At 55.1% G+C, this 26,385-nt stretch carries 27 protein-coding genes; 20 read left to right on the top strand and 7 right to left on the bottom strand.

Annotated features, from left to right (window positions below):
• Positions 1 to 8 precede the first annotated feature (8 nt).
• Complete coding sequence (gene hypA, locus ACM5QY_RS10585; RefSeq protein ID WP_416120584.1) at positions 9 to 353, bottom strand: hydrogenase maturation nickel metallochaperone HypA; 345 nt, start codon at positions 351 to 353, stop codon at positions 9 to 11.
• A gap of 326 nt (positions 354 to 679) precedes the next feature.
• On the opposite strand from hypA, the gene hycA reads away from it, so the two are divergent.
• From hycA to ACM5QY_RS10520, 13 genes are all read left to right on the top strand, one after another.
• Complete coding sequence (hycA, locus tag ACM5QY_RS10580) at positions 680 to 1,147, top strand: formate hydrogenlyase regulator HycA (protein ID WP_416120583.1); 468 nt, start codon at positions 680 to 682, stop codon at positions 1,145 to 1,147.
• A 175-nt stretch (positions 1,148 to 1,322) separates the two neighbouring features.
• Complete coding sequence (locus ACM5QY_RS10575; protein WP_416122864.1) at positions 1,323 to 1,934, top strand: 4Fe-4S dicluster domain-containing protein; 612 nt, start codon at positions 1,323 to 1,325, stop codon at positions 1,932 to 1,934.
• Complete coding sequence (locus ACM5QY_RS10570; RefSeq protein ID WP_416120582.1) at positions 1,931 to 3,838, top strand: proton-conducting transporter transmembrane domain-containing protein; 1,908 nt, start codon at positions 1,931 to 1,933, stop codon at positions 3,836 to 3,838. Before ACM5QY_RS10575 ends, ACM5QY_RS10570 begins: the two co-directional genes overlap by 4 nt.
• Positions 3,839 to 3,848: 10 nt before the next feature.
• On the top strand, positions 3,849 to 4,802 hold the full coding sequence (locus ACM5QY_RS10565) for a respiratory chain complex I subunit 1 family protein (protein ID WP_416120581.1): 954 nt from the start codon (positions 3,849 to 3,851) through the stop codon (positions 4,800 to 4,802).
• A gap of 44 nt (positions 4,803 to 4,846) precedes the next feature.
• On the top strand, positions 4,847 to 6,571 hold the full coding sequence (locus ACM5QY_RS10560; RefSeq protein WP_416120580.1) for a hydrogenase large subunit: 1,725 nt from the start codon (positions 4,847 to 4,849) through the stop codon (positions 6,569 to 6,571).
• Between the two features lie 15 nt (positions 6,572 to 6,586).
• Positions 6,587 to 7,144 (top strand): formate hydrogenlyase complex iron-sulfur subunit, encoded by a 558-nt coding sequence (locus ACM5QY_RS10555; RefSeq protein WP_416120579.1) that lies wholly within the window; start codon positions 6,587 to 6,589, stop codon positions 7,142 to 7,144.
• Positions 7,141 to 7,938, top strand: a complete 798-nt coding sequence (locus ACM5QY_RS10550) for an NADH-quinone oxidoreductase subunit B family protein (RefSeq protein WP_416120578.1) — start codon at positions 7,141 to 7,143, stop codon at positions 7,936 to 7,938. The genes ACM5QY_RS10555 and ACM5QY_RS10550 overlap by 4 nt, the downstream gene beginning before the upstream one ends.
• On the top strand, positions 7,938 to 8,417 hold the full coding sequence (locus ACM5QY_RS10545; protein WP_416122863.1) for a formate hydrogenlyase maturation HycH family protein: 480 nt from the start codon (positions 7,938 to 7,940) through the stop codon (positions 8,415 to 8,417). The genes ACM5QY_RS10550 and ACM5QY_RS10545 overlap by 1 nt, the downstream gene beginning before the upstream one ends.
• Complete coding sequence (gene hycI, locus ACM5QY_RS10540; RefSeq protein WP_416120577.1) at positions 8,410 to 8,895, top strand: hydrogenase maturation peptidase HycI; 486 nt, start codon at positions 8,410 to 8,412, stop codon at positions 8,893 to 8,895. Before ACM5QY_RS10545 ends, hycI begins: the two co-directional genes overlap by 8 nt.
• A gap of 211 nt (positions 8,896 to 9,106) precedes the next feature.
• Positions 9,107 to 9,652: an electron transport protein HydN gene (hydN, locus tag ACM5QY_RS10535; protein ID WP_416120576.1), complete on the top strand. Its 546-nt coding sequence runs from the start codon at positions 9,107 to 9,109 to the stop codon at positions 9,650 to 9,652.
• 23 nt (positions 9,653 to 9,675) lie between these two features.
• Complete coding sequence (gene fdhF / locus ACM5QY_RS10530) at positions 9,676 to 11,847, top strand: formate dehydrogenase subunit alpha (protein ID WP_416120575.1); 2,172 nt, start codon at positions 9,676 to 9,678, stop codon at positions 11,845 to 11,847.
• A 185-nt stretch (positions 11,848 to 12,032) separates the two neighbouring features.
• The gene (gene hypF, locus ACM5QY_RS10525; RefSeq protein ID WP_416120574.1) at positions 12,033 to 14,360 is read left to right on the top strand and encodes a carbamoyltransferase HypF; all 2,328 of its coding nucleotides are present in this window, start codon (positions 12,033 to 12,035) and stop codon (positions 14,358 to 14,360) included.
• A gap of 8 nt (positions 14,361 to 14,368) precedes the next feature.
• Positions 14,369 to 15,394 carry a HoxN/HupN/NixA family nickel/cobalt transporter gene (locus tag ACM5QY_RS10520; protein ID WP_416120573.1) on the top strand — a complete coding sequence of 342 codons (1,026 nt, stop codon included), beginning with the start codon at positions 14,369 to 14,371 and terminating at the stop codon, positions 15,392 to 15,394.
• 21 nt (positions 15,395 to 15,415) lie between these two features.
• Here the strand turns inward: ACM5QY_RS10520 and csgC are convergent, their stop codons facing one another.
• The 3 genes from csgC to ACM5QY_RS10505 all read right to left on the bottom strand — a co-directional run bounded on the left by csgC (position 15,416) and on the right by ACM5QY_RS10505 (position 16,847).
• Complete coding sequence (gene csgC, locus ACM5QY_RS10515; RefSeq protein WP_416120572.1) at positions 15,416 to 15,745, bottom strand: curli assembly chaperone CsgC; 330 nt, start codon at positions 15,743 to 15,745, stop codon at positions 15,416 to 15,418.
• Positions 15,746 to 15,833: 88 nt separating this feature from the next.
• A complete protein-coding gene (csgA, locus tag ACM5QY_RS10510) occupies positions 15,834 to 16,304 on the bottom strand; it encodes a curli major subunit CsgA (protein WP_416120571.1) in 471 nt (156 codons plus the stop codon).
• A 54-nt stretch (positions 16,305 to 16,358) separates the two neighbouring features.
• On the bottom strand, positions 16,359 to 16,847 hold the full coding sequence (locus ACM5QY_RS10505; RefSeq protein ID WP_416120570.1) for a curlin: 489 nt from the start codon (positions 16,845 to 16,847) through the stop codon (positions 16,359 to 16,361).
• 880 nt (positions 16,848 to 17,727) lie between these two features.
• On the opposite strand from ACM5QY_RS10505, the gene csgD reads away from it, so the two are divergent.
• Genes csgD through csgG form a run of 4 tightly spaced genes read left to right on the top strand, consistent with a single transcriptional unit; the run spans position 17,728 to position 20,097 of the window.
• Entirely contained in the window at positions 17,728 to 18,378 is a 651-nt protein-coding gene (csgD, locus tag ACM5QY_RS10500; protein ID WP_416120569.1) for a biofilm master transcriptional regulator CsgD, read from the top strand.
• A 16-nt stretch (positions 18,379 to 18,394) separates the two neighbouring features.
• Positions 18,395 to 18,778 carry a curli production assembly/transport protein CsgE gene (gene csgE, locus ACM5QY_RS10495; RefSeq protein WP_104921159.1) on the top strand — a complete coding sequence of 128 codons (384 nt, stop codon included), beginning with the start codon at positions 18,395 to 18,397 and terminating at the stop codon, positions 18,776 to 18,778.
• A 60-nt stretch (positions 18,779 to 18,838) separates the two neighbouring features.
• Positions 18,839 to 19,231 carry a curli production assembly/transport protein CsgF gene (gene csgF, locus ACM5QY_RS10490; RefSeq protein WP_104924663.1) on the top strand — a complete coding sequence of 131 codons (393 nt, stop codon included), beginning with the start codon at positions 18,839 to 18,841 and terminating at the stop codon, positions 19,229 to 19,231.
• Positions 19,232 to 19,263: 32 nt separating this feature from the next.
• On the top strand, positions 19,264 to 20,097 hold the full coding sequence (csgG, locus tag ACM5QY_RS10485) for a curli production assembly/transport protein CsgG (RefSeq protein WP_416120568.1): 834 nt from the start codon (positions 19,264 to 19,266) through the stop codon (positions 20,095 to 20,097).
• A 55-nt stretch (positions 20,098 to 20,152) separates the two neighbouring features.
• On the opposite strand, the gene ACM5QY_RS10480 is transcribed toward csgG, so the two are convergent.
• Positions 20,153 to 20,605, bottom strand: a complete 453-nt coding sequence (locus tag ACM5QY_RS10480; protein ID WP_416120567.1) for a nuclear transport factor 2 family protein — start codon at positions 20,603 to 20,605, stop codon at positions 20,153 to 20,155.
• Positions 20,606 to 20,824: 219 nt separating this feature from the next.
• On the opposite strand from ACM5QY_RS10480, the gene ACM5QY_RS10475 reads away from it, so the two are divergent.
• The 3 genes from ACM5QY_RS10475 (at position 20,825) to ACM5QY_RS10465 (ending at position 24,235) form a co-directional block, all read left to right on the top strand.
• Positions 20,825 to 22,600 carry a DUF4153 domain-containing protein gene (locus tag ACM5QY_RS10475; protein WP_416120566.1) on the top strand — a complete coding sequence of 592 codons (1,776 nt, stop codon included), beginning with the start codon at positions 20,825 to 20,827 and terminating at the stop codon, positions 22,598 to 22,600.
• Between the two features lie 144 nt (positions 22,601 to 22,744).
• A complete protein-coding gene (locus ACM5QY_RS10470) occupies positions 22,745 to 23,371 on the top strand; it encodes a YbhB/YbcL family Raf kinase inhibitor-like protein (protein WP_416120565.1) in 627 nt (208 codons plus the stop codon).
• Positions 23,372 to 23,392: 21 nt separating this feature from the next.
• Positions 23,393 to 24,235: a helix-turn-helix transcriptional regulator gene (locus ACM5QY_RS10465; protein ID WP_416120564.1), complete on the top strand. Its 843-nt coding sequence runs from the start codon at positions 23,393 to 23,395 to the stop codon at positions 24,233 to 24,235.
• Positions 24,236 to 24,313: 78 nt separating this feature from the next.
• Here the strand turns inward: ACM5QY_RS10465 and alaC are convergent, their stop codons facing one another.
• Together alaC and ACM5QY_RS10455 are read right to left on the bottom strand one after the other, a co-directional pair.
• Complete coding sequence (gene alaC, locus ACM5QY_RS10460; protein ID WP_416120563.1) at positions 24,314 to 25,558, bottom strand: alanine transaminase; 1,245 nt, start codon at positions 25,556 to 25,558, stop codon at positions 24,314 to 24,316.
• A 146-nt stretch (positions 25,559 to 25,704) separates the two neighbouring features.
• A complete protein-coding gene (locus ACM5QY_RS10455) occupies positions 25,705 to 26,241 on the bottom strand; it encodes a GNAT family N-acetyltransferase (protein WP_416120562.1) in 537 nt (178 codons plus the stop codon).
• Positions 26,242 to 26,385: the final 144 nt, after the last annotated feature.

The raw sequence follows: 26,385 nt of genomic DNA, 5'->3' as shown, positions 1-26,385 counted from the left end.
GATACCCGTTATTCGATTTCAATTCGTTTGATTTTCATGCCGTCGTCGGCAATCACCCGCACATTGCGGCCGCCACACTCAGGGCAAAGCAGCACGTCGGGGCGGAACAGACGGATGTCTTTCTGGCAATCGTGGCACCAGCTTTGCGCCGCGGGCGTATCGAGATGCAACGTGCAGCCTTCGGCCAGCGTTTCGCGACAGGCCAGTTCAAAACAAAATTGCAGCGCTTCCGGTTCGACGCAGGAAAACGCCCCAATTTCCATCCACACAGCGGTAATTCGCCGCGCATTATTTTGCTGGCCAAATTTTTGCATTATTTCCACGGCATTCTGGCACAGCGTAATTTCGTGCATTATTTCCCCTCCCGATGGAGTCAGATAAAAGCGCTGTTGCAATATTAATGCCAGATTGCATCTCACCTATTAAAGGAAGCGTGTTCCCCGGTGACGGAATTAATACGTCATAACTGTCGAAATAAGGTGTCATCGACACGTCATTAATTCCCCCGCCATAAGTCACCAGACAGTGAAAACTCTTTCAATACAATGATTTTAAAGTATTTAAAAAATAAATTTCGACACTGGCACGCTTTATGCCATTAGAGAGTTATGCACCCTATTTTGTCGTCACAGGGCGGGAAAAACGGGCACTCACGCACAACATAATAACGGGTAATGACATGAGCACTCTCAGCGAACTGACCACAAAGGCCGACTACATCGCCAGCAAAAACAGCCATCTAAAATCACAGTGGCGCACTTATCAGAACAGCCTGATTCAGGCGATAACCCATTCAAACAAAAAGATTAATCACGAGTTCTGCTGTGGTGAAGATCAGGATATCCGCTTCACGCTGTTCAACCATTTCACCGTCAGCATTCACCTGAGCGATGACTTCTACAGTCAGGACATCGTGTACAGTCTGAACATGGCGCACAGCGGTGAAGAACCTCATTTCAAAACCTTTGCCCACGCCACGCTAAGTGAAGAGGGTAAGATTGACGGCACCACAGACATTCATGATAAAAACGCCGTTCTGGAACATTATTTAAATAAAATCTCCGCTATCTATCAGTGTATTTACGACTCCCTGCATAGCAATCAGCCTATTCAGGCACAATTAGAAAAATTACTCAGCCACGCCTGATTCATAGTCAGAAATACATTATCAGTCCGGTCTGACGGAAATATTTTCCCGCGCAGCGTGATTGCCGGTTTTTACCGGGATTAATTCCGACATAAATGTCGAAATGTCAATTTAAGTGCCGATTTCGTCACCTTTGACGAAATGAAAAGGAGACTTCATGAGTCGCATCGCCGCCATGAATCAATATGTGATCGCCGATCCGAAACTGTGTATCGGCTGCAACACCTGTATGGCCAGCTGTTCGCAGGAACATCAGCTGCACAGCCTGCAGTCTGCGCCCCGTTTGCAGGTGATGCGCAACCGGCTGGATTCCGCGCCGGTCATGTGTCACCAGTGTGAAGATGCGCCGTGCGCGCAGGTGTGCCCGGTCAATGCCATCACCCGTCAGGACGATGCCATTCATCTCAATGAAAGCCTGTGCGTGAGTTGCAAGCTGTGCGGAATTGCCTGCCCGTTTGGCGCAATCACCTTTTCCGGCAGCACGCCGCTGGATATTCCCCGCAACTGTAATACCTCAAAAGCGTTACCCGCTCCGCGTGCGCCGCGTGCTGTCAGCCCGTTCCTGGATTGCGTGCCCGGTTTACGCGCCGTGGCGGTGAAATGCGATTTATGCAGCTTCAGCCCGGACGGCCCCGCGTGCGTCAAAACCTGCCCGACGCAGGCCATCACGCTGGTTACCGCCAGTCTGTCCGAGCACAGCAGCCAGCAAAAACGCCTGAATGCGATGAACGCATTCCCTGCCAGTTATTCCACTTTCACCACGCCTGACGCGGGGGCTAAATCATGACAGCTTTGTTTGCTTTAGAACCCGCCTCTTTGCTGGCGCTGGCACTGCTTATCTGGCTGGTGAGCGGCGTGGCGGGCTGGATGTTTTCTGCCGCCGCACGCCTCAGCAGCCTGATTTCTGGGCTGGGCGGCATGCTGGCATCTGCGGCGGTTATCGTCGCCGCGTTTGAGATGGTTCAAAGCGGCGGCGCGGTTCAGACGCTGGCGTTGCCCGTGTTGCCGTTTACCGCCGAATTCAGCCCGCTGAACGGATTGTTATTGCTGGCGATGTCGGTGACGGCGCTGTTCAGCAGCCTGTATGCCTGCGCCTGGCTGGCGGGGACGACGACACGTAAACGCGGCCGCACCGGCTTATTGTGCAATTTTCTGCTGGCGGCGCTGACTGCGGCAGCAGTCGCCAGTAACGCGGTCCAATTGCTCCTGATGATGGAACTGGCCGCGCTGTGCGCTTACTTCCTGATCGTACAAACCGATGATGTGAAAAGCCGCCGTGCCGGTCTGAATCAGTTTCTGTCGGGTCGCCTCGGCACGGTTTGCCTGATTCTGGCGTTTACTGTTTTGCATCACGTCAGCGGCAGTCTGGATTTTGACGTTCTGCGCCACACGGCCTTCCCGGCGGGCGCGAAATCGCTGGCCTTCCTGCTGGCGCTGGCGGGCTTCGGGCTTTACGCGGGGATTATTCCGCTGCACGCCTGGGTGCCGCAATCGCACTCCAGCGCACCGGCACATGCGGCTGCGCTGTTCTCTTCCGTGCTGATGAAAATCGGCATTATTGGCATCGTAAAAGTCGGTCTGGATTTGCTCGGCGCACCGCCACTCTGGTGGGGCCTGATGGTGTTGTTGCTGGCAATCCTGACCGCGTTTATTGGCGGGCTCTACGCGCTGATGGAACACGATATCCGCCGTCTGCTGGCCTATCACACGCTGGAAAACGTCGGGATTATTCTGCTCGGCGTCGGCGGTGCAATGACCGGTGTGGCGCTGAATCTGCCGGAACTGGCGGCGCTGGCGCTGCTGGCCGGATTGTTCCATCTGTTCAACCACGGTTTGTTTAAAACCGCACTGTTCCTCGGTGCCGGTGAAATTGAAATGCAGACCGGCATAAAGGATATGGAAAAGCTCGGCGGAATTGCCCGTCTGATGCCGTGGACCGCCGTCGCCATGTTAATTGCGCTGATGTCGATGGCCGCGCTGCCGCCGCTTAACGGCTTTGCCAGCGAATGGCTGCTGTATCAGTCGCTGTTACAGCTGAGCGCCGCGCCGCTGTTTATCGCCCGTCTGCTCGGCCCGTTGCTGGCGGTCGGTCTGGCGCTCACCGGCGCGCTGGCGCTGATGTGCGTGGCGAAAGTTTTCGGCGTCACGTTCCTTGGCGCACCACGCAGTAAGGCGGCAGAAGCAGCCACGCCTGCACCGCTGGCGATGACGCTGAGCAGCGTTTTGCTGGCGCTGTTGTGCATCGTTTTCGGGGTGGCCTCACCGTGGATTATTCCGCACTTCGCTGCTGTAGCCGCTTCCGTGCTGAACGCGCCGGTTCTCCAGACCGCACAGCACGGCGCGGTATTTTCAACGACCTCCGCCGTTTCCGCCCCGATGGTGGCGCTTCTGCTGCTGGCGATGCCCTTGCTGCCGTGGATTATTGCTGCCGTTCTGCGCGGTGCCCGCCTGCCAAACCGCCTGCGTGGCGATGCCTGGGCCTGTGGTTACGGGCATTCCGCTGACATGGTGGTCACCGCGACCGGTTTTACCCAGCCGCTGCGCGTGATGTTCGGGCCGCTGTACCGCCTGCGCCAGTACGTTATGCCCGCCAAACTGGTGAGCACGCTGCATCAGGGCTGGCTCGGGGCTTTCTGCCGTCGTCTGGCTTTCATCGAACTGGCCGTGTTGCTGGTCGTGGCTTTTGCCTGAGGAACTGACTATGAATTTTCCCTTTTTGCTGAACAGTTCTCTGTGGCCGCTGGCGCTGATTCAGGCCGTCGCGCTGCTGGCGGTGGCTCCGCTGTTTGCCGGATTCAGCCGCGTGATGCGCGCCCGGATGCACAACCGGCGCGGGCCGGGGGTATTACAGGAATACCGTGATATCGCCAAATTACTCAAACGCCAGAGTGTGGCACCGGCGGCGTCCGGCCCGGCGTTTCGCAGCATGCCGTATCTGCTGACCGGCGGCTTGCTGGTCATCGCCACCGCGTTACCGGTGGTCACGCTGGCCTCGCCGATGGGCGCGGCGGGCGACCTGATCACCGTGATTTATCTGTTCGCCGTGGTGCGTTTTGTGTTTGCCATCGCCGGGCTGGATACCGGCAGTACGTTCACCGGCATCGGTGCCAGCCGTGAAGCGGTGTTAGGCGTGCTGGTGGAACCGATTCTGTTGCTCGGCCTGTGGGTCGCCGCGCTGGTGGCGGGTTCCACCTCGCTGGGGGCGATTTCTACCCGCGTGCTGCACTGGCCGGTGTCGTCTTCCCTGACGCTCATTCTGGCCGGTCTGGCCTGTGCGTTTGCCACGTATATCGAAATGGGCAAATTACCGTTTGATATGGCCGAAGCCGAGCAGGAATTGCAGGAAGGTCCGCTGACCGAATATTCCGGTGCCGCGCTGGGCGTGCTGAAAATGGGTATCAGCCTGAAACAGCTGGTGGTGCTGCAGCTGTTTCTCGGCCTGTTCTTCCCGTTCGGACAGGTGGAACACATCACGCCGGTGGCATTGCTGATTGCCGTGGTGCTGAGTCTGGTGAAGCTGCTGATCGCCGTTTTTCTGGTGGCGCTTATCGAGAACAGCGTCGCCCGTCTGCGTTTTCTCAAAACGTCCCGCACCACTTGGGCGGGGTTCGGGCTGGCATTTCTGGCGCTGGTTTCCTGGCTGGTCGCAGGCTGACCTGACATTTTTCTTATCCCGCCACGGCGGGAAGAGGCTTTGCAATGAGTGAGTTCAATACCGCATTAAATCAAAACCCGGTCGGCAAACATTATCTTGCCGCGCTGGCGAAACAGTTCCCGTCTGCCATTTTAGGCAGCGAATGGCAGACCGATACGCAGGCGACGGTGACCATCAAACTGAACGCGCTGCCGGAAGTGGTCGAGTGGTTGTATTACCAGCAGGGAGGCTGGCTTTCTGTGTTATTTGGCAATGACGAGCGCACGCTGTGCGGCAACTATGCGCTGTATTACGTGCTGTCGATGGAAAAAGGCGTGAAGTGCTGGATCACCGTGCGCGCCGAAGTGGATCCGGTTTCACTGGAATTCCCGTCCGTGACGCCGCGCGTGCCCGCGGCAGTCTGGGGCGAACGCGAAGTCCGCGATATGTACGGTTTGCGCCCGGTCGGGTTGCCGGACGAACGCCGTCTGGTGCTGCCGGATGACTGGCCGGATGATCTCTATCCGCTGCGCAAAGATTCGATGGATTACCGTCAGCGCCCGGCACCGACCACCGACGACGAAACCTATCCGTTTATTTCGCAAGCCAAAGAAGGCAGCAAAATTGTGCCGATTGGCCCGCTGCACGTCACTTCTGACGAACCCGGACATTTTCGTCTGTTTGTCGATGGCGAAGACATTATCGACGCGGATTACCGTCTGTTTTACGTCCACCGGGGTATGGAAAAACTGGCGGAAACCCGCATGGGGTATAACGAGGTCACGTTCCTTTCCGACCGCGTGTGCGGCATCTGCGGCTTTACGCACAGCGTGGCGTACACCTCGTCGGTTGAAAATGCGATGGGAATTGTGGTGCCGGAACGCGCCCAGATGATCCGCTCAATTCTGCTGGAAGTGGAACGCCTGCACAGCCATTTGCTGAACCTCGGGCTGACCTGCCATTTCGTCGGTTTTGACTCAGGCTTTATGCAGTTTTTCCGCATCCGCGAACAGTCGATGAAGATGGCCGAAATCCTCACCGGCGCACGCAAAACCTATGGTATGAACCTGATCGGCGGGATGCGTCGCGACATCTTAAAAGACGACATGATCCAGACGATTGCGCTGGCGGGCAGTATGCGCCGTGACCTCAATGAGCTGGTGGATATCTTGCTCAGCACACCGAATACCGAACAGCGCAGCGTCGGCGTCGGCATTCTCGATCCGCAGGTGGCGCGTGATTTCAGTAACGTCGGCCCGATGGTGCGCGGCAGCGGTCACCGCCGCGATATGCGTCTGGATCATCCTTATGCCGGCTACGCCAAGCTGCCGTTTGAGATTTGCAGCGAAACCGGCAACGACGTGTATTCCCGCCTGAAAGTCCGCATCCACGAAGTCTACAACGCCCTGAACATGATTGAGTTTGGCCTGCAAAGCCTGCCGGGCGGCCCGCTGGCGGTGGAAGGGTTTACCTATATTCCGCACCGCTTTGCCCTCGGTTTTGCCGAAGCCCCGCGCGGCGACGATATCCACTGGAGCATGACCGGCGACAACCAGAAGCTGTTCCGCTGGCGCTGCCGTGCGGCGACGTACGCCAACTGGCCGACGCTGCGCTACATGCTGCGCGGCAATACGGTGTCCGACGCCCCGCTGATCATCGGCAGTCTCGATCCTTGCTATTCCTGCACCGACCGCATGACCGTGGTCGATGTGCGTAAGAAAACGACCATTGTCGTGCCTTACAAAGAGATCGAACGTTACGGCATCGAACGCAAAAATTCGCCGCTTTAAGGAATCGCTTAAATCATGCTGAAACTGATTAAAAAAGTGCTGAAAACGGGCACAGCCACCGTGGGTTATCCGTTTACGCCGCTGGATCTTGCGCCGAATTTTCGCGGCAAGCCGCTGTACACCGCGCAGCAGTGTATTGCCTGCGGAGCCTGCGCCAACGCCTGCCCGTCTAACGCGCTGACCATGACCACGGCGGAAGACGGCGAAACCCTGCGCTGGCAGCTGTTTTTAGGCCGCTGCATTTTCTGCGCCCGCTGCGAGGAAGTCTGCCCGACGGCGGCCATCAAACTGTCGCAGGAATTTGAACTGGCGGTATGGCGCAAAGAAGATCTGTACGAAACGGCGGATTTCCCCATTTGCCATTGCCGTGAATGCGGCAAACCTTACGCCGTGCAAAAGGAAATCGACTTCGCGCTCAGCCTGTTGCAGGAAAGCGCGGCGCTGAGCGACCGGCAAATCGCCGACCGCCGCGTGCAGTACGAAACCTGTCCGTCATGCAAGAAAATGCACAGTCTTTCTTCCACCGACCGTATTGATATCGGCCGCCATATGAACACGGAGGCCCGTTCATGAGTCATAACCCGATTGCACCGCGTGACGAAAATGGTCTGCCGGTGCCCGTCACGCTTGACGAAAGCATCGCAAAGCTGAAATCCACCCTGTTGCACAGCATCCGCCGCTCCGCCTACGTTTACCGCGTGGATTGCGGCGGTTGTAACGGCTGTGAGATTGAGATTTTCGCCGCGATTTCACCGCTGTTTGACGCCGAACGTTTTGGCATCAAAGTCGTGCCGTCACCGCGCCACGCCGATATTCTGCTGTTCACCGGCGCGGTCACCCGCGCCATGCGCATGCCCGCGCTGCGCGCCTGGGATTCCGCACCGGATCCAAAAATCTGCATTTCTTACGGTGCCTGCGGCAACAGCGGCGGGATTTTCCACGACCTTTACTGCGTCTGGGGCGGCACCGATAAAATCGTGCCGGTCGACGTGTATATTCCGGGTTGCCCGCCAACACCGGCGGCCACCATTTACGGCTTCGCGATGGCGCTTGGTTTGCTGGATCAGAAAATCAAAGGCCAGCAGCACGATGAGGCCGCTGCGACTCCGGCGGAATTACTGCATCCGGATCTGCCGCAGCCGTTGCGTGTTTTACTCGACCGCGAAGCGCGCCGTATGGCCGGTTACCGCTATGGTCGCCAGATTGCGGACGAGTTTATGAATATCGTGGCAGCGCCCGGTATTCAGCCGGTGGAGCAGCGCGTTTCAACCTACCTCAGTGAACGCGGCGACCTGCGTCTCACTGAAATTGTCGGCAACCTGCAACAGATTTATCAGCAAGTTCTGCGCGGGGAGGTACGCCTGTGATGACGTCAGGAAACGACCAGCGCTACGCGCAGCATCAGCCTTTTTCCGGCCATCAGGCCGAAAAGAACAAAGTCATTTTTTACTCGCTGAGCAGCAAATTTGTCGATGAAAAAAGTGCGCAAAAGCGCAGCTCGCAGAAAGTGCAGGAAGTGGTGTATTACAGCCTGGCCATCGGCCACCACCTCGGGGTGATCGACTGCCTGAAATCCCGCCTCGAATGCCCGCTCACCGGCTACCAGCAATGGGTCAGCTGCCTGCCCGAACAGGGCGAAGCCTACCGAAAACTGGCGGGCGTACAGCGTTTTGGCGAAATCAATATCGACAGCAGCCACACGCATTTACTGGCGCTGGCGCTGCGTGACGCCCGCCCGCAAATGAATGAAGAACAGCAGGGCTGGAGCGACCGGCTTATTGCCCTGCTCGGACAAATCGAAAGCGACCCCGCCATGTACCTGATGGTCAGGAGATACGATGCCTGATTCCGCTTCCCGGTACGCGCTGCTTTGCGTGGGCAACAGCATGATGGGTGATGACGGTGCCGGCCCCCGGTTGGCAGAACTGTGCGCGGAAAAACCACTCAGCGGCTGGACGGTCGTTGACGGCGGTGCCGCGCCAGAAAATGACATCAGCTATTTACGCGAGCTGCGCCCGGCGCATCTGGTGATCGTGGACGCCACTGACATGGGGCTGATGCCCGGCGAGATGCGCATTCTCGAAGAAAGCGACATCGGCGAAATGTTCATGATGACCACCCACAATTTACCGCTGACGTTTCTCATGCAACAGCTGCGTGAGGACATCCCGCAAATCACGTTTGTCGGCATTCAGCCGGACGTCGTCGCGTTTTATTACCCGATGAGCGACGCCGTGGAACAGGCCGTCGTCCGCCTGCATCAGTTATTACCGGCGCTGGAACAGGGCATGGGCATCGCGCCATTTCAGGCCGAAACCGCCTGACCGCGTTGTCGACAGAATTGTCGATTCGGTGACGACGCGGATATGACGTCAGTGACACGCGTCGTGACCGGCAGTCTTAAAATCATATAAGATATTGAATTACTTGAATAAAAATAAAACCATGAAACTGGCATGGTTTATGTATAGCAGTAGATGAAAACTTTTAACCACTTCATTTTAAGTACACAGAAATCCCCTAAGGGAGTCATACATGAACCGGTTCATCATCGCCGATCCTAAAAAATGCATCGGCTGCCGTACCTGTGAAATTGCCTGCGTCATGGCGCACAGCGATTCTCAGGATATCTCGCTGCTGAATGCCGCGACTTTCGCCCCGCGCCTGCACGTCATTAAAGGCGTGAATCTCAGCACCGCGGTGATGTGTCGCCAGTGCGAAGACGCGCCTTGCGCCAACGTCTGCCCGAACGGCGCGATTCTGCGTACCGGCGATCACGTTCAGGTGATGCAGGAACGCTGCATCGGCTGCAAAACCTGCGTCGTCGCCTGCCCGTACGGCGCGATGGAAGTGGTCACCAAACCGATTTTCCGCCAGAACGGCGCGGCAATGGTCGCCACGTCGGACAAAGCCGAAGCACATAAATGCGACCTGTGCCAGGGCATCGCAGGTGGCCCGGCCTGTATGGAGGTTTGCCCGACCAAGGCGCTTTTCGCCATCGACCGTAATCACTTACAGGAAATGAACGCAGAAAAACGCCGCCGCGCTGCGCTCGACAGCACATCTCCCCTGCTGTTTTAACTCCGGATAGAGGAAGTAATCACATGAAAAAAGTCACCACTGTCTGCCCGTATTGCGGGGCCGGATGTAAATTGAATCTGGTTGTGGATAACGGAAAAATCATTCGCGCCGAAGCCGCCAACGGCGTCACCAATCAGGGCGAACTCTGTCTGAAAGGCTATTACGGCTGGGATTTCCTGAACGATACTAAACTGCTAACCCCGCGCCTGACGCAGCCACTGATCCGCCGCCAGAAAGGCGGAAAATTCGAAGCCGTCACCTGGGATGAAGCCATCCGCTATACCGCGCAGCGCCTGAAAGAAATCAAACAAAAACACGGCCCGCGTTCAATTATGCACACCGGTTCTTCCCGGGGTACCGGCAACGAAACCAACTATGTGATGCAGAAATTTGCCCGTGCGGTCATCGGCACCAACAACGTCGACTGCTGCGCCCGCGTGTGTCACGGCCCGTCCGTTGCCGGTTTGCAGGCCACGCTCGGTAACGGCGCAATGAGTAACTCCATCGGCGATATCGAGAATTCAAAATGTTTGCTGGTGATCGGCTATAACTGCGCGGATTCTCACCCGATCGTCGCGCGTCGCGTGATTAAAGCCAAAGAGAAAGGCGCACAGATTATCGTCTGTGACCCGCGCCGTATCGAAACCGCACGCATTGCCGACCAACATCTGCAAATCAAAAACGGCTGCAACATGGCGCTGGTGAATGCGTTTGCCCATGTGCTGATCGAAGAAAATCTGTATGACCACGACTACGTGGCGAAATACACCGAAGGCTTCGAGGAATACCGCAAAAACGTTGCCGATTATTCACCGGAAGCGGTCGCTGAGCAGACCGGTGTTTCAGCGCAGCAAATCCGTCAGGCGATGCGCACCTACGCCGCTGCACCTTCTGCCACCATCATGTGGGGCATGGGCGTGACTCAGTTTGGGCAGGCCGTGGATGTGGTGAAAGGGCTGGCCGGGCTGGCATTGCTGACCGGTAATCTGGGCCGTGCCAACGTTGGCGTCGGCCCGGTGCGCGGACAAAATAACGTGCAAGGTGCCTGTGACATGGGCGTTCTGCCGAATGAATTCCCCGGCTATCAGTCGGTCACCGACCCGAAAGTTCGTGCGAAATTTGCCGATGCGTGGGGCATTGACGTTAACCAGATGGACACCGAAGTCGGCCACCGTATTACCGAAATCCCGCATCTGGCGATTGAAGGCCATGTGAAAGCCTATTACATCATGGGCGAAGATCCGTTGCAGACTGAGGCCGATTTAAGTCTGGTACGCAAAGGCTTCGAGGCGCTGGAATTTGTGGTGGTGCAGGATATTTTCATGACCAAAACAGCGGAACAGGCCGATGTGATCCTGCCTGCGACATCCTGGGGGGAACACGGCGGTGTCTTCTCCTGCGCCGACCGTGGCTTCCAGCGTTTCGAGAAAGCCATCGAACCGAAATACAACGTAAAACGCGACTGGGAAATCATCAGCCTGCTGGCGACAGAACTCGGTTATCCGATGCATTACAACGACAACCAGGAAATCTGGGACGAAATGCGCAGCCTGTGCCCGCTGTTTTATGGCGCAACCTACGAAAAAATGGGTGAACTCGGGCACATTCAGTGGCCTTGTACCACGCTGGAAAGCCCGGGGACGCAGTACCTTTACGCGGATAATCGCTTCGATACGCCGACCGGCAAAGGCCAGCTATTTGCCGCACCGTGGCGCGCACCGGCAGAAGTGCCGGATGAAAGTTACCCGCTGGTGCTGTGTACCGTCCGTGAAGTCGGCCACTATTCCTGCCGTTCAATGACCGGCAACTGCGCCGCCTTGCAAACGCTGGCCGACGAACCGGGTTTTGTGCAGATGCATCCGCAGGACGCCGAAGCGCTGGGCATCCGTGACCAGCAACTGGTCTGGGTCGCCTCGCGCCGTGGCAAAGTCATTTCACGCGCTAACTTCAATGAACGTATCAATATCGGCGCGGTGTACATGACTTACCAGTGGTGGATTGGTGCCTGTAACGAACTGACGCAGGAAAATCTGGATCCGATTTCCAAAACGCCGGAAACCAAGTATTGCGCCGTTAACGTTGAACAGATTGCCGATCAGCGCTGGGCAGAAAACTACGCACAGCAAACCTACAGCGACATGAAAGCACGCCTGCGCAGTGCCGTTGAGGATGTGATCCCGGTGGTGGAAGTCTAATTTTTTAGCGACTCCCCCTGCAAAGTGGGAGGTTTTTAAGCTCCTTCCCCTCTCACGAGGGGAAGGTTGGGATGGGGTGTGGGTCTGATCGGTCACAATCCCAGTTGCCTGCTAAACCCCCTCCCAACCTCCCCCTTCGCAGGGGGAGGAGCACACCCAAATCCCCCAAAATTCCATGAGGCTGTATGTTTGATTCTCACGTGATCCGTATCTGCGGCAAGGTTCAGGGCGTCGGTTTCCGGCCTTTTATCTGGCAACTGGCAGACAGGATGCAGCTTCGCGGCGAGGTGTGTAATGACAGCGCGGGCGTGGAAATAAGACTTTTTCAGCCCGCTGATATTGATACGTTTATCGCTCAGGTAAAACGTGAATGTCCGCCGCTGGCGCGCATTGACAGTGTCAGTGTCGGCCGTTTTAACTGGCAAATTCCTCCGCAAACTTTCTCCATTACAAACAGCCGTCGCCAGCAGATGAGCACGCAGGTGGTGCCCGACGCGGCGACCTGTCCGGAATGTCTGAAGGAAATCACCCGTCCCGGCGACCGCCGTTTCGGCTATGCCTTCACCAACTGCACGCATTGCGGCCCGAGATTCACGATCATCCGCGCGATGCCTTATGACCGCCCTGCCACCAGCATGGCGGAATTTGCGCTGTGCCCGGCATGTCAGCAGGAATATCAGGATCCCGCCGACCGGCGCTTTCACGCACAACCGGTCGCCTGCCCGGACTGCGGGCCACAAGTCCGCGCCACGCGGCAAAACGGTGAAACGCTGGCACAGGGAAATGCCGCGCTGAGATACGCCGTGAGCGCATTGCAGGCGGGTGAAATTGTCGCGATCAAAGGGTTGGGCGGTTTTCATCTGGCATGCGATGCCACGCAACAGAGCGCAGTAATGCGGCTGCGGGAACGCAAAAATCGCCCGTCAAAACCACTGGCGGTGATGCTGCCCGATATCCGCTGGCTGGCACAATGCAGCAGTGAAGACAGCCCGCAGTGTGCCTTGCGCGAAATGCTCAGTTCCCCTGCGGCGCCGATTGTGCTGACGGTGAAAAGCGCAACGTCACCTTTGTGCGCGGCGGTGGCGCCGGGGCTGGATGAGGTCGGCCTGATGCTGCCGTTTACGCCGTTGCATCACTTGCTGATGCAGGCCTGCGGCACGCCGCTGGTGATGACATCAGGTAACGCGGCCGGGCGCGCGCCGGTACTGAACAATGACGATGCACTTCGTCAGCTCGACAAAATTGCCGATGTCTGGCTTTTGCATAACCGCGATATCGTTCAGCGCGCCGATGATTCACTGGTTCGGCTGACGCCGCAGGGCACCGACGTTTTACGCCGTGCTCGGGGTTTTGTGCCCGACGCAATCCCCCTGCCCGCCGGTTTTGACACCCAGCCGCCTGTACTGGCGCTGGGCGGTGACCTCAAAAATACGTTCTGTCTGGTGCGCGGCAATCAGGCCATTCTCAGCGCCCATTTCGGTTCGCTGGCTGACGGTGATATTGCCCGGCAGCAACAGCAGGCGATTGAACATTTTCTGCATCTTTATGAATGCACGCCGGTGGCGATTGCCCGCGATGCACACCCCGCTTACGTCAGCCACGCTCAGGCTGAAAGCCACGGAATACGGGTGGTTGACGTACTTCACCATCACGCGCATCTCGCTGCCTGTCTGGCAGAAAACGGCTGGCCGCTGGACGGCGGCAACGTGATCGGGCTGGCACTGGACGGGCTGGGTTACGGCATTTTCGCAGGCAAAACGGGGGCGCTGTGGGGCGGTGAATGTTTGCAGGTGGATTATCTGCATTGCGAACATTTAGGCGGATTACCCGCCGTGGCGCTGCCCGGAGGCGACCGCGCGGCGCATGAACCGTGGCGTAATTTGCTGGCGCAGTGGCAGGCTTTCGTCCCCGGCTGGCAGTCACTTTCTGAAGCGTGCGTGCTGGATGGACACCCGTGGCTGCCGCTGTCGAAAGCCATCGCCGCCGGTGTGAATTCGCCGCTGGCGTCTTCGTGCGGGCGACTGTTTGATGCCGTCGCCGCCGCACTCGGCTGCGCCCCCGCGCAACTGAGCTGGGAAGGCGAAGCCGCCTGCCAGCTCGAAGCGCTGGCACACCGGGCGGAGGGTATTTCGCATCCGGTTACGTTCCCGCTGCACCCTACGCCCGACGGCACTTTTCTGGATTTAGCCACTTTCTGGCAGCAGTGGCTCGGCTGGCAGGCGTCACCTGCCGCGCGGGCTTTCGCCTTTCATGACGCACTGGCGCAGGGTTTTGCCGCCCTCGCCCGTTTTCATTGTGTCCGCACTGGCACCCGCACCGTCGCACTCGGTGGCGGCGTGTTGCATAACCGCCTGCTCCGCCAGCGTTTGCATCATCATCTGTCGCCTTTACAGGTGCTGATGCCGCAACGCATTCCGGCCGGCGACGGCGGGCTGGCGCTCGGTCAGGCCGTCGTCGCCTGTGCACGTCTGCAGTTCTCTTCTTCTGTTTCAGCTTCTTTATCAAAACAATAAGGATCCCCATGATTAGCCGTGACATTTTCCACACCCACCGCCGCGCTTCCTGGTTGTTAACCGCGCTGCTGGCCATTAATTTACTGGCCTGGGGCTGGGCATTTCTGGTGTTTCGTCATCATGCGGCACTGATGGCAGCAGCGTTGCTGGCTTACGGATATGGCCTGCGGCACGCGGTCGATGCAGATCATATTGCGGCTATCGATAACGTGACCCGCAAGCTGATGCAGCAGGGTCAGCGGCCAGTGGCGGTCGGGGCGTTTTTCTCTCTCGGGCATTCCAGCATTGTGGTACTGGCCTGCGTGGCGATTGCCGCCACGTCACTGGTGTTCGGCAACAAAATCGGCTGGCTGCATGAGTACGGCAGCACCATTGGCACGCTGATTTCTGCCCTGTTTTTACTGATGATGGCGCTGCTCAATGCGCTGATCTTGCGCGATGTATACCGCCGTTTTCAGAAAGTGAAAAAGGGGCAGACGTTCACCGACAACGAAGAGTCACATCAGGTTCAGGGCGGCATCATGAGCCGGATTTTCAGCTTCGCGTTTAATCTGGTGAATAAAAGCTGGCAGATGTATCTGGTGGGATTTTTGTTCGGGTTGGGGTTTGATACCGCCACGGAAATCGGCCTGCTGGGCATTTCCGCTGCGGGCGCGTCCTCCGGGATGTCCGTCTGGAGCATTTTGATTTTCCCGGCGCTGTTCGCCAGCGGCATGGCGCTGATCGACTCACTCGACAATTTTGTTATGGTCGGCGCTTACGGCTGGGCGTTTGATAAACCGGTGCGCAAGCTGTATTACAACATGACCATTACGGCCACCAGCGTGTTTATCGCGCTGTTTATCGGCGGGCTGGAAGCACTGGGGCTGATGGCAGACAAGCTGGATTTGCACGGCGCATTCTGGGCGGTGATCGAACAACTGAACGACAATATGGGCAGCGTCGGGTATGCCGCCGTGGCGATTTTCGTGGTGTTCTGGGGGATTTCAGCCCTTCATTATCGTCGCAAAGGCTATGACAGTCTGGCGGTCTGATGCCGGTAACCGCCGTCTGCGTCAGGCGTCATTGGGCAGCGTCAGTAGTTTTTCCAGCCGCAGCTTATCGCCGTCAGTAACCGTAATCATGATTTGCGTTTTGCCACCCGGTTTTACGGCAAAACGCATTTGCCCGAGCGGCTGAGGCCGATTGGCGGAAAGGTTTATATTCTGGCTCTGGCGGCTGGTGCTGGTGCCCGAGGTACTTTCCTGTGAAACAGACACCGCCACCTGACAGGCGCAGGCTTTGGTGAGATTCACCATCGGCGTAACGGTGTACGTTTGGGCATCATTATGAGTGTCGAACCAGAGCTGGTTGGACATCACTGCGGCAATCAGAAGTAAGTGCATGACATTTATCCTCTGTATTCAGTCGAAAAAAAACAGGGCTCGTGCCCTGTTTTTATAGCACCTCCCCCGCGAAAGAGGGAGGAGACGATCAGTTCTGGTTGGCGTAAGCCAGGTTGCCCGTACCGGACTGAGTAATGCTGGTCAAAGCGCCGTTAGCACCTTGTGAAGCCTGAGCGTAGTTGCCAGTACCACTCTGGGAAACCAGAATTTTACTGCCGTTAGCGCTCTGAGATGCATTCGTGGTGTTGAAATCACCTTTCTGCACGACGCTGAGCAGGCTGCCATCACCCGTCTGAGTTGTGTTCGCGGCGTTTCTGTAACCACTCTGGTCAATACTGGTCAGAGATTTTTGCGCGCCAGCTTGAGTGGCGTTTGCCAGGTTAGACGTCCCCTGTTGGTAAATCTGGATTTCAGAATTCCACTGAGTGGCAGTGAATGTCGGCACTGTTGATGGTGGATTTGAAGGAGGAGGATTGCCATGGTCATTACCATGACCACCTGCAAACGCACTGCCACTGACGACTAAAGCGGAGACTGCCACAATTTTCCAAAGTTTCATGATGCTACCCCATTGGTTTAATATCGGATGTCATGTCATAAGAACGTATGTTTGTTAATGCTGTGTCACTCTAATCGCCATTCCTGACGAGTTTTGCACGACACCGCTGCTCTGGTTCGTACCATTCTGGCGAATTTCCGTCACACTCCGGCCTTTTTGCAGAATGTAAGCCGTATTGCCAAAATTCTGTTGCGTAATGGATGCATCCCCGCCGCCGCTTTGCGATATGTAGGCAAAATTATCGCTGCCGCTTTGGGAAATATCAGCGTTATTCCCATTACCTCTCTGATTCACCACCGCAGTATTTTCCGTACCTATTTGACGAATAACGCTGGAATTTCCGGAACCCGTCTGATTGTTATAGGCTGCGTTGTTGTTACCGTTCTGGTAAATCGTTGATGAATTCCCTGATGAATTTCTCGCGCCAGCAAAATACTGATCCGGACTGTCAGAATTAAAATCTGAATAACCCATGTCAGATTGTTGTGCTTGAACGACCCAGGATATGGAAAGTAACGCCAGGGTCAGTAATATCTTCTTCATTTCGTCACCTTTTTAAACCCGACGATCAGATAATATCTTCTCGCCAGTTTTATTGCTGTTGACGAATTGATTATGGTGTTTCATCAAAATAAGAAACTCACCCGCACGTCGTATTTTAATTATCAGGTTCATCAAAAAGTATGAGATTGCTCTTCTCATGCGGATTGACCACAACATTTCAGTTAAAGGTCAGCGTGGCTAATCTACCCCATGGCATTAATCCTAAAGTGCTCAAAAACAGCCACTCAAATAATCACACAAATGCAACTATTCTTAATCCGGCGCAGAGGTCAATTTGCCCATAAAAGAGATCTTTCGCACATTTCCAACGCTTAACATTGACACCCTGTCCCCTTTTCACCCTGTTTATTCCTGCTTTCCCCACGCCTGAAAGGCCTTTACGGGCGGCTCACCTAAGCTAAATCAAATGTATGAGCGGCTGATATTGGCTTTATTTACGATGAATCATGCAAACATCTGCAGTTTCAGGAGGATTATTTGTGTTAAGTAATCCTTAAATATGCAGTCTTAACAAGGTCGAACGTTAAGATTGTGTAAAAGCGTTACTTAAATTCCCTTTATGCCGCGGGCTGCAAAATTAACGCAATACATTAAGAAAACTTTATACATTTTGAGTTACATTTTGAAACATAAATAAGCCTTGCGTAAGGGAAACCAAAAGCTAAATTGAGTCTGTACCGCACATGAAACGACATGAATTATTATGTGCATCAGGCCGTGAATATTTTCAGTTTTCAGATATACACAGCAAATATACAGCTATAGATTTAGCAAAATAAAATCACAGTCTTTTTTCTGTCTGTTTAAATATCAGGCACCGACCGGCTGTGGCGATAAAAAATCAGGGCAGGGTTTCATTATGAGTAATGAAGCAGCAATCAATAATAATATTCTTTTATTAGTGACCAAACCATCATTACAAGCCAGTGCTTTATTGCAGCAATTAAAACAACAGCTTTACGTCAATACACGGTTGCACAATATTCATAAGTCTCTGGACGACCAGTATCTACAGGAGACATTAATTCTTTTCGATATGATGGAAGCTGACCGCCGCACCATTGATTCATGGCAGTCCGCCATTAACCGCTATCACAGCAGCGTAAAGTTATTACTGCTGAATACGCCCGATAATTACCATTTCCGTGAAATTGAAACCTGGCCACGGATCAGTGCCGTTTTTTATCTTTCGGCGGATGAAGAACATCTGGTAGAAGGCATCAGAAGCGTGATCCGCGGGGAATGCTACTTCTCTCAGGGGTTCGCCAGCTATCTGATCAACCAGTCCGGCGCTTTCCGCCATCTTCACAGTGAAGACACCGGCCTGACTCACCGTGAAAAAGAGATCCTGAATAAGTTACGTGTTGGCGCGTCGAACACGGAAATCGCACGTCTGCTGTTTATCAGTGAGAACACCGTCAAAACGCATCTTTATAATTTATTTAGGAAAATTTCCGTCAAGAACCGTACTCAGGCGGCTTCCTGGGCTAACGACAATCTCAAGCGCTGACATCATGACTCCTTGTATGAAATCGTTCTGGCTCTGGCTGGCGCTGCTTTGTGCTACCTGCGTGCATGTCCAGGCCGCTGATGTACGGGATCCGGGGTTGATCACCGACCGCACGGTGACGTCGGTAGGCCACGATTTTTACCGTGGTTTTACTGACCGGTGGGAACAGAACTACCCGGAAACGATCACTATTTCAGAAAGACCCAGCGCCCGCTGGGGCAGTTGGATCAGCATAAAAATAGGTCAGGACACCTTGTATCAGACCCTGCTTTTTCCGAACCGTCGCAATTTTGATAAGGACGTCGAAACCGCCATCGCCGGGGTCAAAGAAGCCTTATCACGGCGGCAATTAGACAAAGCGTTACTTGGCACCGGGGATCTCGCCCATGACGAATTTTAATGCACAGCCTCTTTTAAGGAGAGCATCGTGAATATTCCAGTCTCTGTCCCGCGTTCGGTGATGCTGCTGGCATTGCTGACGGCGTCCCCGTTGTCCTGGGGGGGGAATATGGTTTTCCAGTTCATCAACCCGAATTTCGGCGGCAACCCGAATAATGGCGCGTTTCTGCTCAATGAGGCACAGGCGCAAAACTCGTATAAAGATCCCGATGCGTATGATTTCGGAACGTCCAGTACCTCGGCGCTGGATAACTTTACCGCGTCTATCCAGTCGCAATTGCTGGGCAGCCTGATGGGCAACGTGAATCAGGGGAAACCGGGGCGGCTGGTGACACAGGACTTTATCGTGGATATCCAGAATACCGACGGGCAACTGGTGATGAACGTTACTGATCGCAAAACCGGCAAAGTGTCCACTATTCAGGTTCAGGGTTTGTCCTCAACGACTAACTGATTCCGATGACCAATAAAAACAGGAACAACATCATGCGCAGCTATTTATTACTCATCGCAGTTTTTGTGTTGAGCGGGTGCCTCACAGCAGCACCTAAAGAAGCCGCCAGACCGACATTATTACCCCGAGCGCCCAGCTACACCGACCTGACGCACCTGCCGCCAGCGGCCGGGCGAATTTTCGTCTCGGTATATAACATTCAGGATGAGACGGGTCAGTTCAAACCGTATCCGGCGAGTAACTTCTCTACGGCGGTGCCGCAGAGCGCCACGGCGATGCTGGTTTCCGCGCTGAAAGATTCGAAATGGTTTATTCCTCTGGAACGTCAGGGCCTGCAAAACCTGCTTAACGAACGCAAAATTATTCGCGCCGCGCAGGAAAATGGCAGCGTCGCCATCAATAACCAGCGTCCGCTTTCCTCGCTGGTGGCGGCGAATATTTTGATTGAAGGCTCGATCATTGGCTACGAAAGTAATGTGAAGTCAGGCGGGATTGGTGCACGTTACTTCGGAATCGGTGCCAGCACCCAGTACCAGTTGGATCAGATTGCCGTGAACCTGCGTGCTGTCGACGTCAATACTGGGGAAGTTCTGTCGTCAGTGAATACCAGTAAGACGATATTGTCGTATGAAGTGCAGGCCGGGGTGTTCCGCTTTATCGACTATCAGCGTCTGCTGGAAGGCGAACTGGGCTATACCACCAACGAGCCGGTGATGTTGTGTCTGATGTCCGCCATTGAATCCGGGGTTATTTATCTGGTCAATGACGGTATCGATCGCAATCTGTGGCAGTTGCAGAATCCTTCGGATATCAATTCTCCGATTCTGCAACGCTACAAAAACAGCGTTGTCCCCGCCGAGTCCTGATAATGGAGGGGAGTTGCGAAGGGAAGTGGTGGGTTGAAGCCACTTCCCTTCTTTTTTAAGACGCTTCAGCTTTCACTGTCTGGCGGTAGTTGTTGACCCGTTTTTTGTCCTCAAGATTAAAGTCCGGATCGAGATAAATACTGACCCGTTTAATCAGCAAACCGTCGAACACAAATACCGTGCAAAAGTGATGGCTGCCCGTTTCCGACGTCGGCCAGCGGTCACCATTTTGCATGACGCCACGCATCTGCCCTTCCAGCACGACGGTGTCGCCGTCACTCAAAAAGGCGAAGGCATCCTGAATATGCTGAATTTTGTCTATCTCCAGCGCAAAGCGTTTGCCCAGTTCTCCCAATGATGACTTACCCTGAGCGGTACCAAATTTCGGGAAGAACAGCACGACGTCTTCGGTAAAGAGATCCAACAACGAAGCATCAGCCTGATCCAATTTGGCGTAGAAATTCTTAACGATTTCAATGCGTTTTTCTTTCAGTTCATGTTCTGCCATTTTCACCTCGAAATCCTCCATCCAATGTTTAAGCCTAGTGACTGCCGCTGATTTTGCCAGTTATGCGGTGAGGCTCACAAAATTGCGAACTCTGCCCGATGAAGAGTTTTCTGCACTCAGCGGCGGAACCCTCTACACTGACAGGAATTTTTCTGATTACGTCCCCCTTTACACTTTGGAGAGTCACGGATGCCTCAGTTCAACCGGGCAGGAAGCGCAATGCCCCCTGTTCCTTCGCCCGCACGTGGTTTTATCATGGCGATTTGCCTGTTGCAGGGCCTGTTGCTGTATTTCTTTTTTTCCGCCCCGGAGATACCTGCGCTAATTCGCTTCACACATAATATTTACGGGCAAACTATGGCACTGGTATTACCGGTGCTGATTTCGATGTCTGTTACCCGGCTGAAAGACGGACGGTTTTGGGCGGGCATTATCGTCCTCACCCTGCTGCTGACCGGGCTGGCGGCGTGGGTCAAAAGCAATGTTTCCGGCGCAATGACCGACAGCATTCTTGTTCCGTTCCAGCTTTCGCTGGCGCTGCTGGTGTTCTTTATTTTACCGTGGCTTCAGGTCCAGGCTTTCCCGCCTCACGCGCGCTATCGCTACATCAATCTGGCCGCCTGTTACAGCCAGAATATTCTGTGCATGATGTTAACCCTGCTGCTGATGCTGCTGGCCGTCGGGGTGGTCGCGCTGTGGTCAGCGCTGTTCCGGCTGATCGGCATCGAGTACTTCCACCAGCTGTTTTTCGATACCCCGCTGGTGGGCTGGCTGGTCTACGGCCTGCTGCTGGGCATCAGTGTCATTACCTGCCGCACTCAGCCTTCACTGATGAACACAACGCGAAACATCATCCGTTTCATCCTGAAAGGCCTGCTGCCACTGGTGGCCTTCATCGCCCTGATCTTCCTGTTCGCCCTGCCGTTTACCGGCCTGAGTGCACTGTCTCAGGCGTGGTCAGCCGCCAGTTTGCTCACAACGATGGCGCTGGGTTTGCTGGTACTGGTGAATGTGGTGCGGGAAACGGACAGCCCGGTGAAGCCTTATCCGCGCGCCATCCGGCTAATGGTCAATGCCGCGATTTTGCTGCTGCCGGTGTATGGCGTGCTGGCGCTGTACGCCACCGGTCTGCGCGTGTCGCAATATGGCTGGACGCCGTCGCGGATCTGGGCGATGCAGATTATTGTCGTCACGCTGATTGCGTCGGTTTGCTACTGTTTTTCCGTCATCGATAAACGGCCGGACTGGTTGCCACGCATTACGCAGTTCAACAAACCGCTGTCGCTGCTGGTGGTTTTGCTGGTGATCGCCTGTAACAGCCCGCTGCTGGATCCTTACCGAATCAGCGTAAATAACCAGATTGCGCGGCTGGACAGCGGGAAAACACAGGCTAAAGATCTCTCGCTGAATTTACTGCGTTTCGACACCGGCCGCCGGGGTAATGAAGCGCTGGAGAAACTTCTGCAACACCCGGCGTTTACCAGCGACCCGCGTTTGCAGGTCACGTTGAAAAACTCGCTGGCGCAGACGTCTCGCTGGGGCGCGTACAACGTTAAGGATGCGGAAAAAGCCGCCAAAAACTACCGGATTGAAGACGCGAAGAGACTGATCCTGCTGGCCAAAGGCGCTTCACAACCGGATGATTCCTGGTGGAAAAGTTTGCCTGAGCTGGAAAATTACCGCAGTACGCTGCGCGATTGTCTGAGCTTACAAGATGCCTGCATCGTCAATACGCTGGATCTGAACAACGATAAGCAGAAAGAGATTTTCTTCTGTAATACGTTTGATACGCCGTCCATCAACTGCCGGATCTTCGCCCGTCAGGCCGGAAAATGGACACAAGCCGGCGAGCTATATCTGTATGAAGAGAAGGATAGAGACGCGCTGATTCAGGCGCTGCGTAACGGTGAGGTCAAACCCGTGCAGCGCAGATGGGCAGACATACAGATCGACGGGAAGCGTCGGGTGATCCACTACAACCGCGATAATGACTGATTTTCCCCTGCGCCCGTCATATTGACTTTTTCGGTCAATATGACGGGGAAAGTGATTAATATGAGCGGTTATGTCATCTTCAAAACAACGCATCGCGATAGAATCACAGCCTACCCCAGTACAATCACATGCAGAGGATTTCCCATGAAATTGATCAGTCAGAATTTTGAGAACGGCGCACCGATGCCGGGCGAACTGGCATTTGCGGTTCAGGATGCCGTCAACCATCTGGCGCTTTCCGCCAACCGTAACCCGCATTTAGCCTGGAGCGACGTGCCGGAAAACACCCGTTCGTTTGCCTTAATCTGCGTGGATCCGCATGTACCGAGCCGTCCGGACGACGTGAATCAGGAAGGCAAAGTGGTTTCCGCGTCGCTGCCACGTATCGATCTGTTCCACTGGTTGCTGATCAACATTCCTGCGGACACCCGTGAAATAGCCGAAGGCAGCCACAGCGACAGCGTAACGCCGCATGGCAAACCGGCTCTGCCCGCTGAAGCCGGAATGCGTCACGGCATCAACGGTTACACTGCCTGGTTTGGCGATGACGAAAATATGGGTGGCGATTATTACGGTTATGACGGTGCCTGCCCGCCGTGGAATGACGAAATTGTGCACGACTATGTCTTTACGCTGTACGCGCTGGATATTCCTGAGCTGGAATTGCAGGGTAAATTCTATGGCCCGGACGTGCTGGCCGCCATCGACGGACACGTTCTGGCGCAGGCCAGCCTGACCGGGACTTACACCTTAAACCCGAACGTGAAGTAAAGCCCGATGGCAGGAGAAACCATGCATCCGGAAGCGCGTAGCAATGCAGGAAATCTTCTGCCAGACCAGCTGCCGGTCATCCACGACCGGCTTTATTCACTGGCACAGCCTTATCTGCAACAGCCTCATCAGGCGGCTAATTTTCATTTTTTTGAGCCTTCGCTGCTGCGGGTGAATTCCGGGCAACTGACGCTGAGTCAGGAGCATGAAACTCGGGTGACGCTGGGGAATTCGCTCCATCTGATGGTGATTTCGCAACACACGCAGGTGCACGTCAGCAAAATGCCCGACGCAGAAAACGGGGTCTTCTCGTCGCTGTTTCTGGGCTTTTCACCGGCGCTGAACGCCGGATTCTACCGCGATACCGCGCCGCTGCTGACGCCGCTGTCGCCACTAAACGGCATTCAGATTCTGCCGCTGGATGATGAATTACAGGAAACGCTGGATTATTGTCTGCACGGTCTGATTCATCCGGCCAGCACGGCGGTGCAACAAAACCGTTTAACCGGCATGCTGATCGCGCTGGCGGAACGCGGCATTTTATTCATGCCCCGCGCCAGCGAACCGCTGGGCACCCGGCTGACCGCGCTGTTAGCTTCCGCACCAGAATTTGCCTGGACCGCCGCCCGGGCCAGCCAGCAACTGGCAATGAGTGAAGCCACGCTGCGGCGACGGCTGGTAGAAGAGCAGATCAGCTTCCGGACCTTGTTGCAGGATATTCGTATGCATCACGCCATGACGCTGCTGCAAACCACACGCTGGAGCCTTTCACAAATTGCCGATGCCTGCGGCTATCGCGCCAGTTCGCGGTTTTCCCTGCGTTTCCGCGAGCGGTTTGGCTGTTCACCTGCTGACATCCGTTAAACAAAGAGCCGTTAATAAAAAAGCCAGTCACCTCAGATGACTGGCTTTTATGCTTTTGGTTTTCAGGACTTTGGAAAATTATTCGGATTCGGCGGCCGGTTCGTTGCTGGCTTTTTTCGGTGCCAGCAGGCCGTCGGCGCGGAACATCGCTTTAATACCGCGTATGGCCTGACGGATACGATCCTGATTTTCGATTAACGCGAAACGCACATGGGTGTCGCCGTAATCCCCGAAACCAATCCCCGGAGAAACGCAGACTTTGGCATCAGCCAGCAGGCGTTTGGCGAATTCCAGCGAGCCTAAATGTGCGTAAGCAGGTGGGATTTTGGCCCAGACGTACATCGACGCTTTCGGGTTTTCCACCATCCAGCCCGCTTCGTGCAAACCGCGCACCAGCACATTCCGGCGCTGACGATACTGTTCAGCAATATCTTTGACGCATTGCTGATCGCCTTCCAGCGCCGCAATCGCCGCGACCTGTAACGGTGTGAATGTACCGTAATCGTGATAACTCTTGATACGCGCCAGCGCATTAACCAGTTCAGGATTACCGACCATGAAGCCGATACGCCAGCCCGCCATGTTATAGCTTTTGGACAGGGTGAAAAACTCCACCGCGATGTCTTTCGCGCCCGGCACCTGCATGATCGACGGCGCTTTCCAGCCGTCATACACGATGTCGGCATACGCCAGATCGTGTATCACCAGCACGTTGTATTGTTTTGCCAGCGCGACCACGCGTTCGAAGAAATCCAGTTCCACACATTGCGCGGTCGGGTTAGACGGAAAACCAAGGATCATCATTTTCGGGCGCGGAATGGTTTCGCGAATGGCTTTTTCCAGCTCGGCAAAGAAATCCACACCTTCCGCCAGCGGCACGGAACGCACCTGCGCACCGGCAATCACGGCACCGTAAATGTGGATCGGGTAACTTGGGTTGGGCACCAGAACAGTATCACCGTGATCGAGCGTTGCCAGCATCAGATGCGCCAGCCCTTCTTTCGACCCGATGGTAACGATGGCTTCGCTTTCCGGATCGATCTCAACCTGATAGCGGTCGGCGTACCAGCGGGAAATCGCCCGGCGAAGACGCGGAATGCCGCGAGAGGTTGAATAACCGTGTGTGTCTTCACGCTGCGCCACCTGCACCAGTTTTTCCACGATGTGTGGCGGTGTCGGGCCGTCAGGATTCCCCATACTGAAATCGATAATGTCCTCGCCACGGTGGCGTGCGGCCATTTTCAGTTCAGCAGTAATGTTGAAAACATAAGGGGGAAGACGATCAATGCGTGAAAAACGACGGGGAGAACTGGAATCAGCCATAATTTCCTCTGGGATACGTAAGCGCCCGGACCGTCCGAGCGACGCTGGCCGCGTTGCGGCCTTCAACGAACATATCGCAGAGGAAAAAATCTGTCGAGAGATTGAGCAACATTTTTTTAACTAAGGTTTTTAACTAAGGCCTTTAACTACGGGCGCGTATCGCTGGCAAGCAGCCCCAGCAGCCAGTCGTTTTTCCACTCGTCGCCAATGCGGTAGCTGTCACGCAGCCGCCCTTCATACTGAAAGCCACATTTCTCCAGCACGCGACGCGACGCCTCGTTGCCTTCCAGCACATTGGCCTGCAAACGGTGAAATCCGCACTGGTTGAACGCAAAATTTAACACTTCGCGTAAAGACTCTACCGCATAGCCTTTGCGCTGATGCTCGGGTGCCAGAATAAAACCCACCTCCCCCTGCTGATACGGACGCCAGTCGGGGAAAAAACCGGTCAGGCCAACCGCCGCACCGCTCTCTTTTTCACGGATCAGCAGGCAGAGCCAGAAATCGCAGTAGCGATCCCAGTTGCCAAGGCGTTGCTCAAAGCGGCTGTGGATTTGCGCGGGCGTTTCGATATCGCCGATAAAGCGCATGACCTCCGGCGTCTGGTATAACCGCAAAAAGAACGCCCAGTCGTCAGTCTGGATTGGCTGCATCGTAAGCCGCGACGTTGTTAACGAAATCATTTCTGGCTGTTCTCCATTTTATAAAATGAGTTTCTAACCTGAACCCAACCGCTCCCCGTCCTTTGGTGGTGAAACCCTGACCTTTTATTTATAATAACGGCTGAATCCATTTGGCACAGCCATGTATTACTGTGCAGAGAAATC

Source organism: Rahnella sp. PCH160, from assembly GCF_047784855.1.
Classification (GTDB): Bacteria; Pseudomonadota; Gammaproteobacteria; order Enterobacterales; family Enterobacteriaceae; genus Rahnella.
Note: the sequence above shows the minus strand (reverse complement) of the source record. Positions and strands in the feature narration are given on the sequence as shown.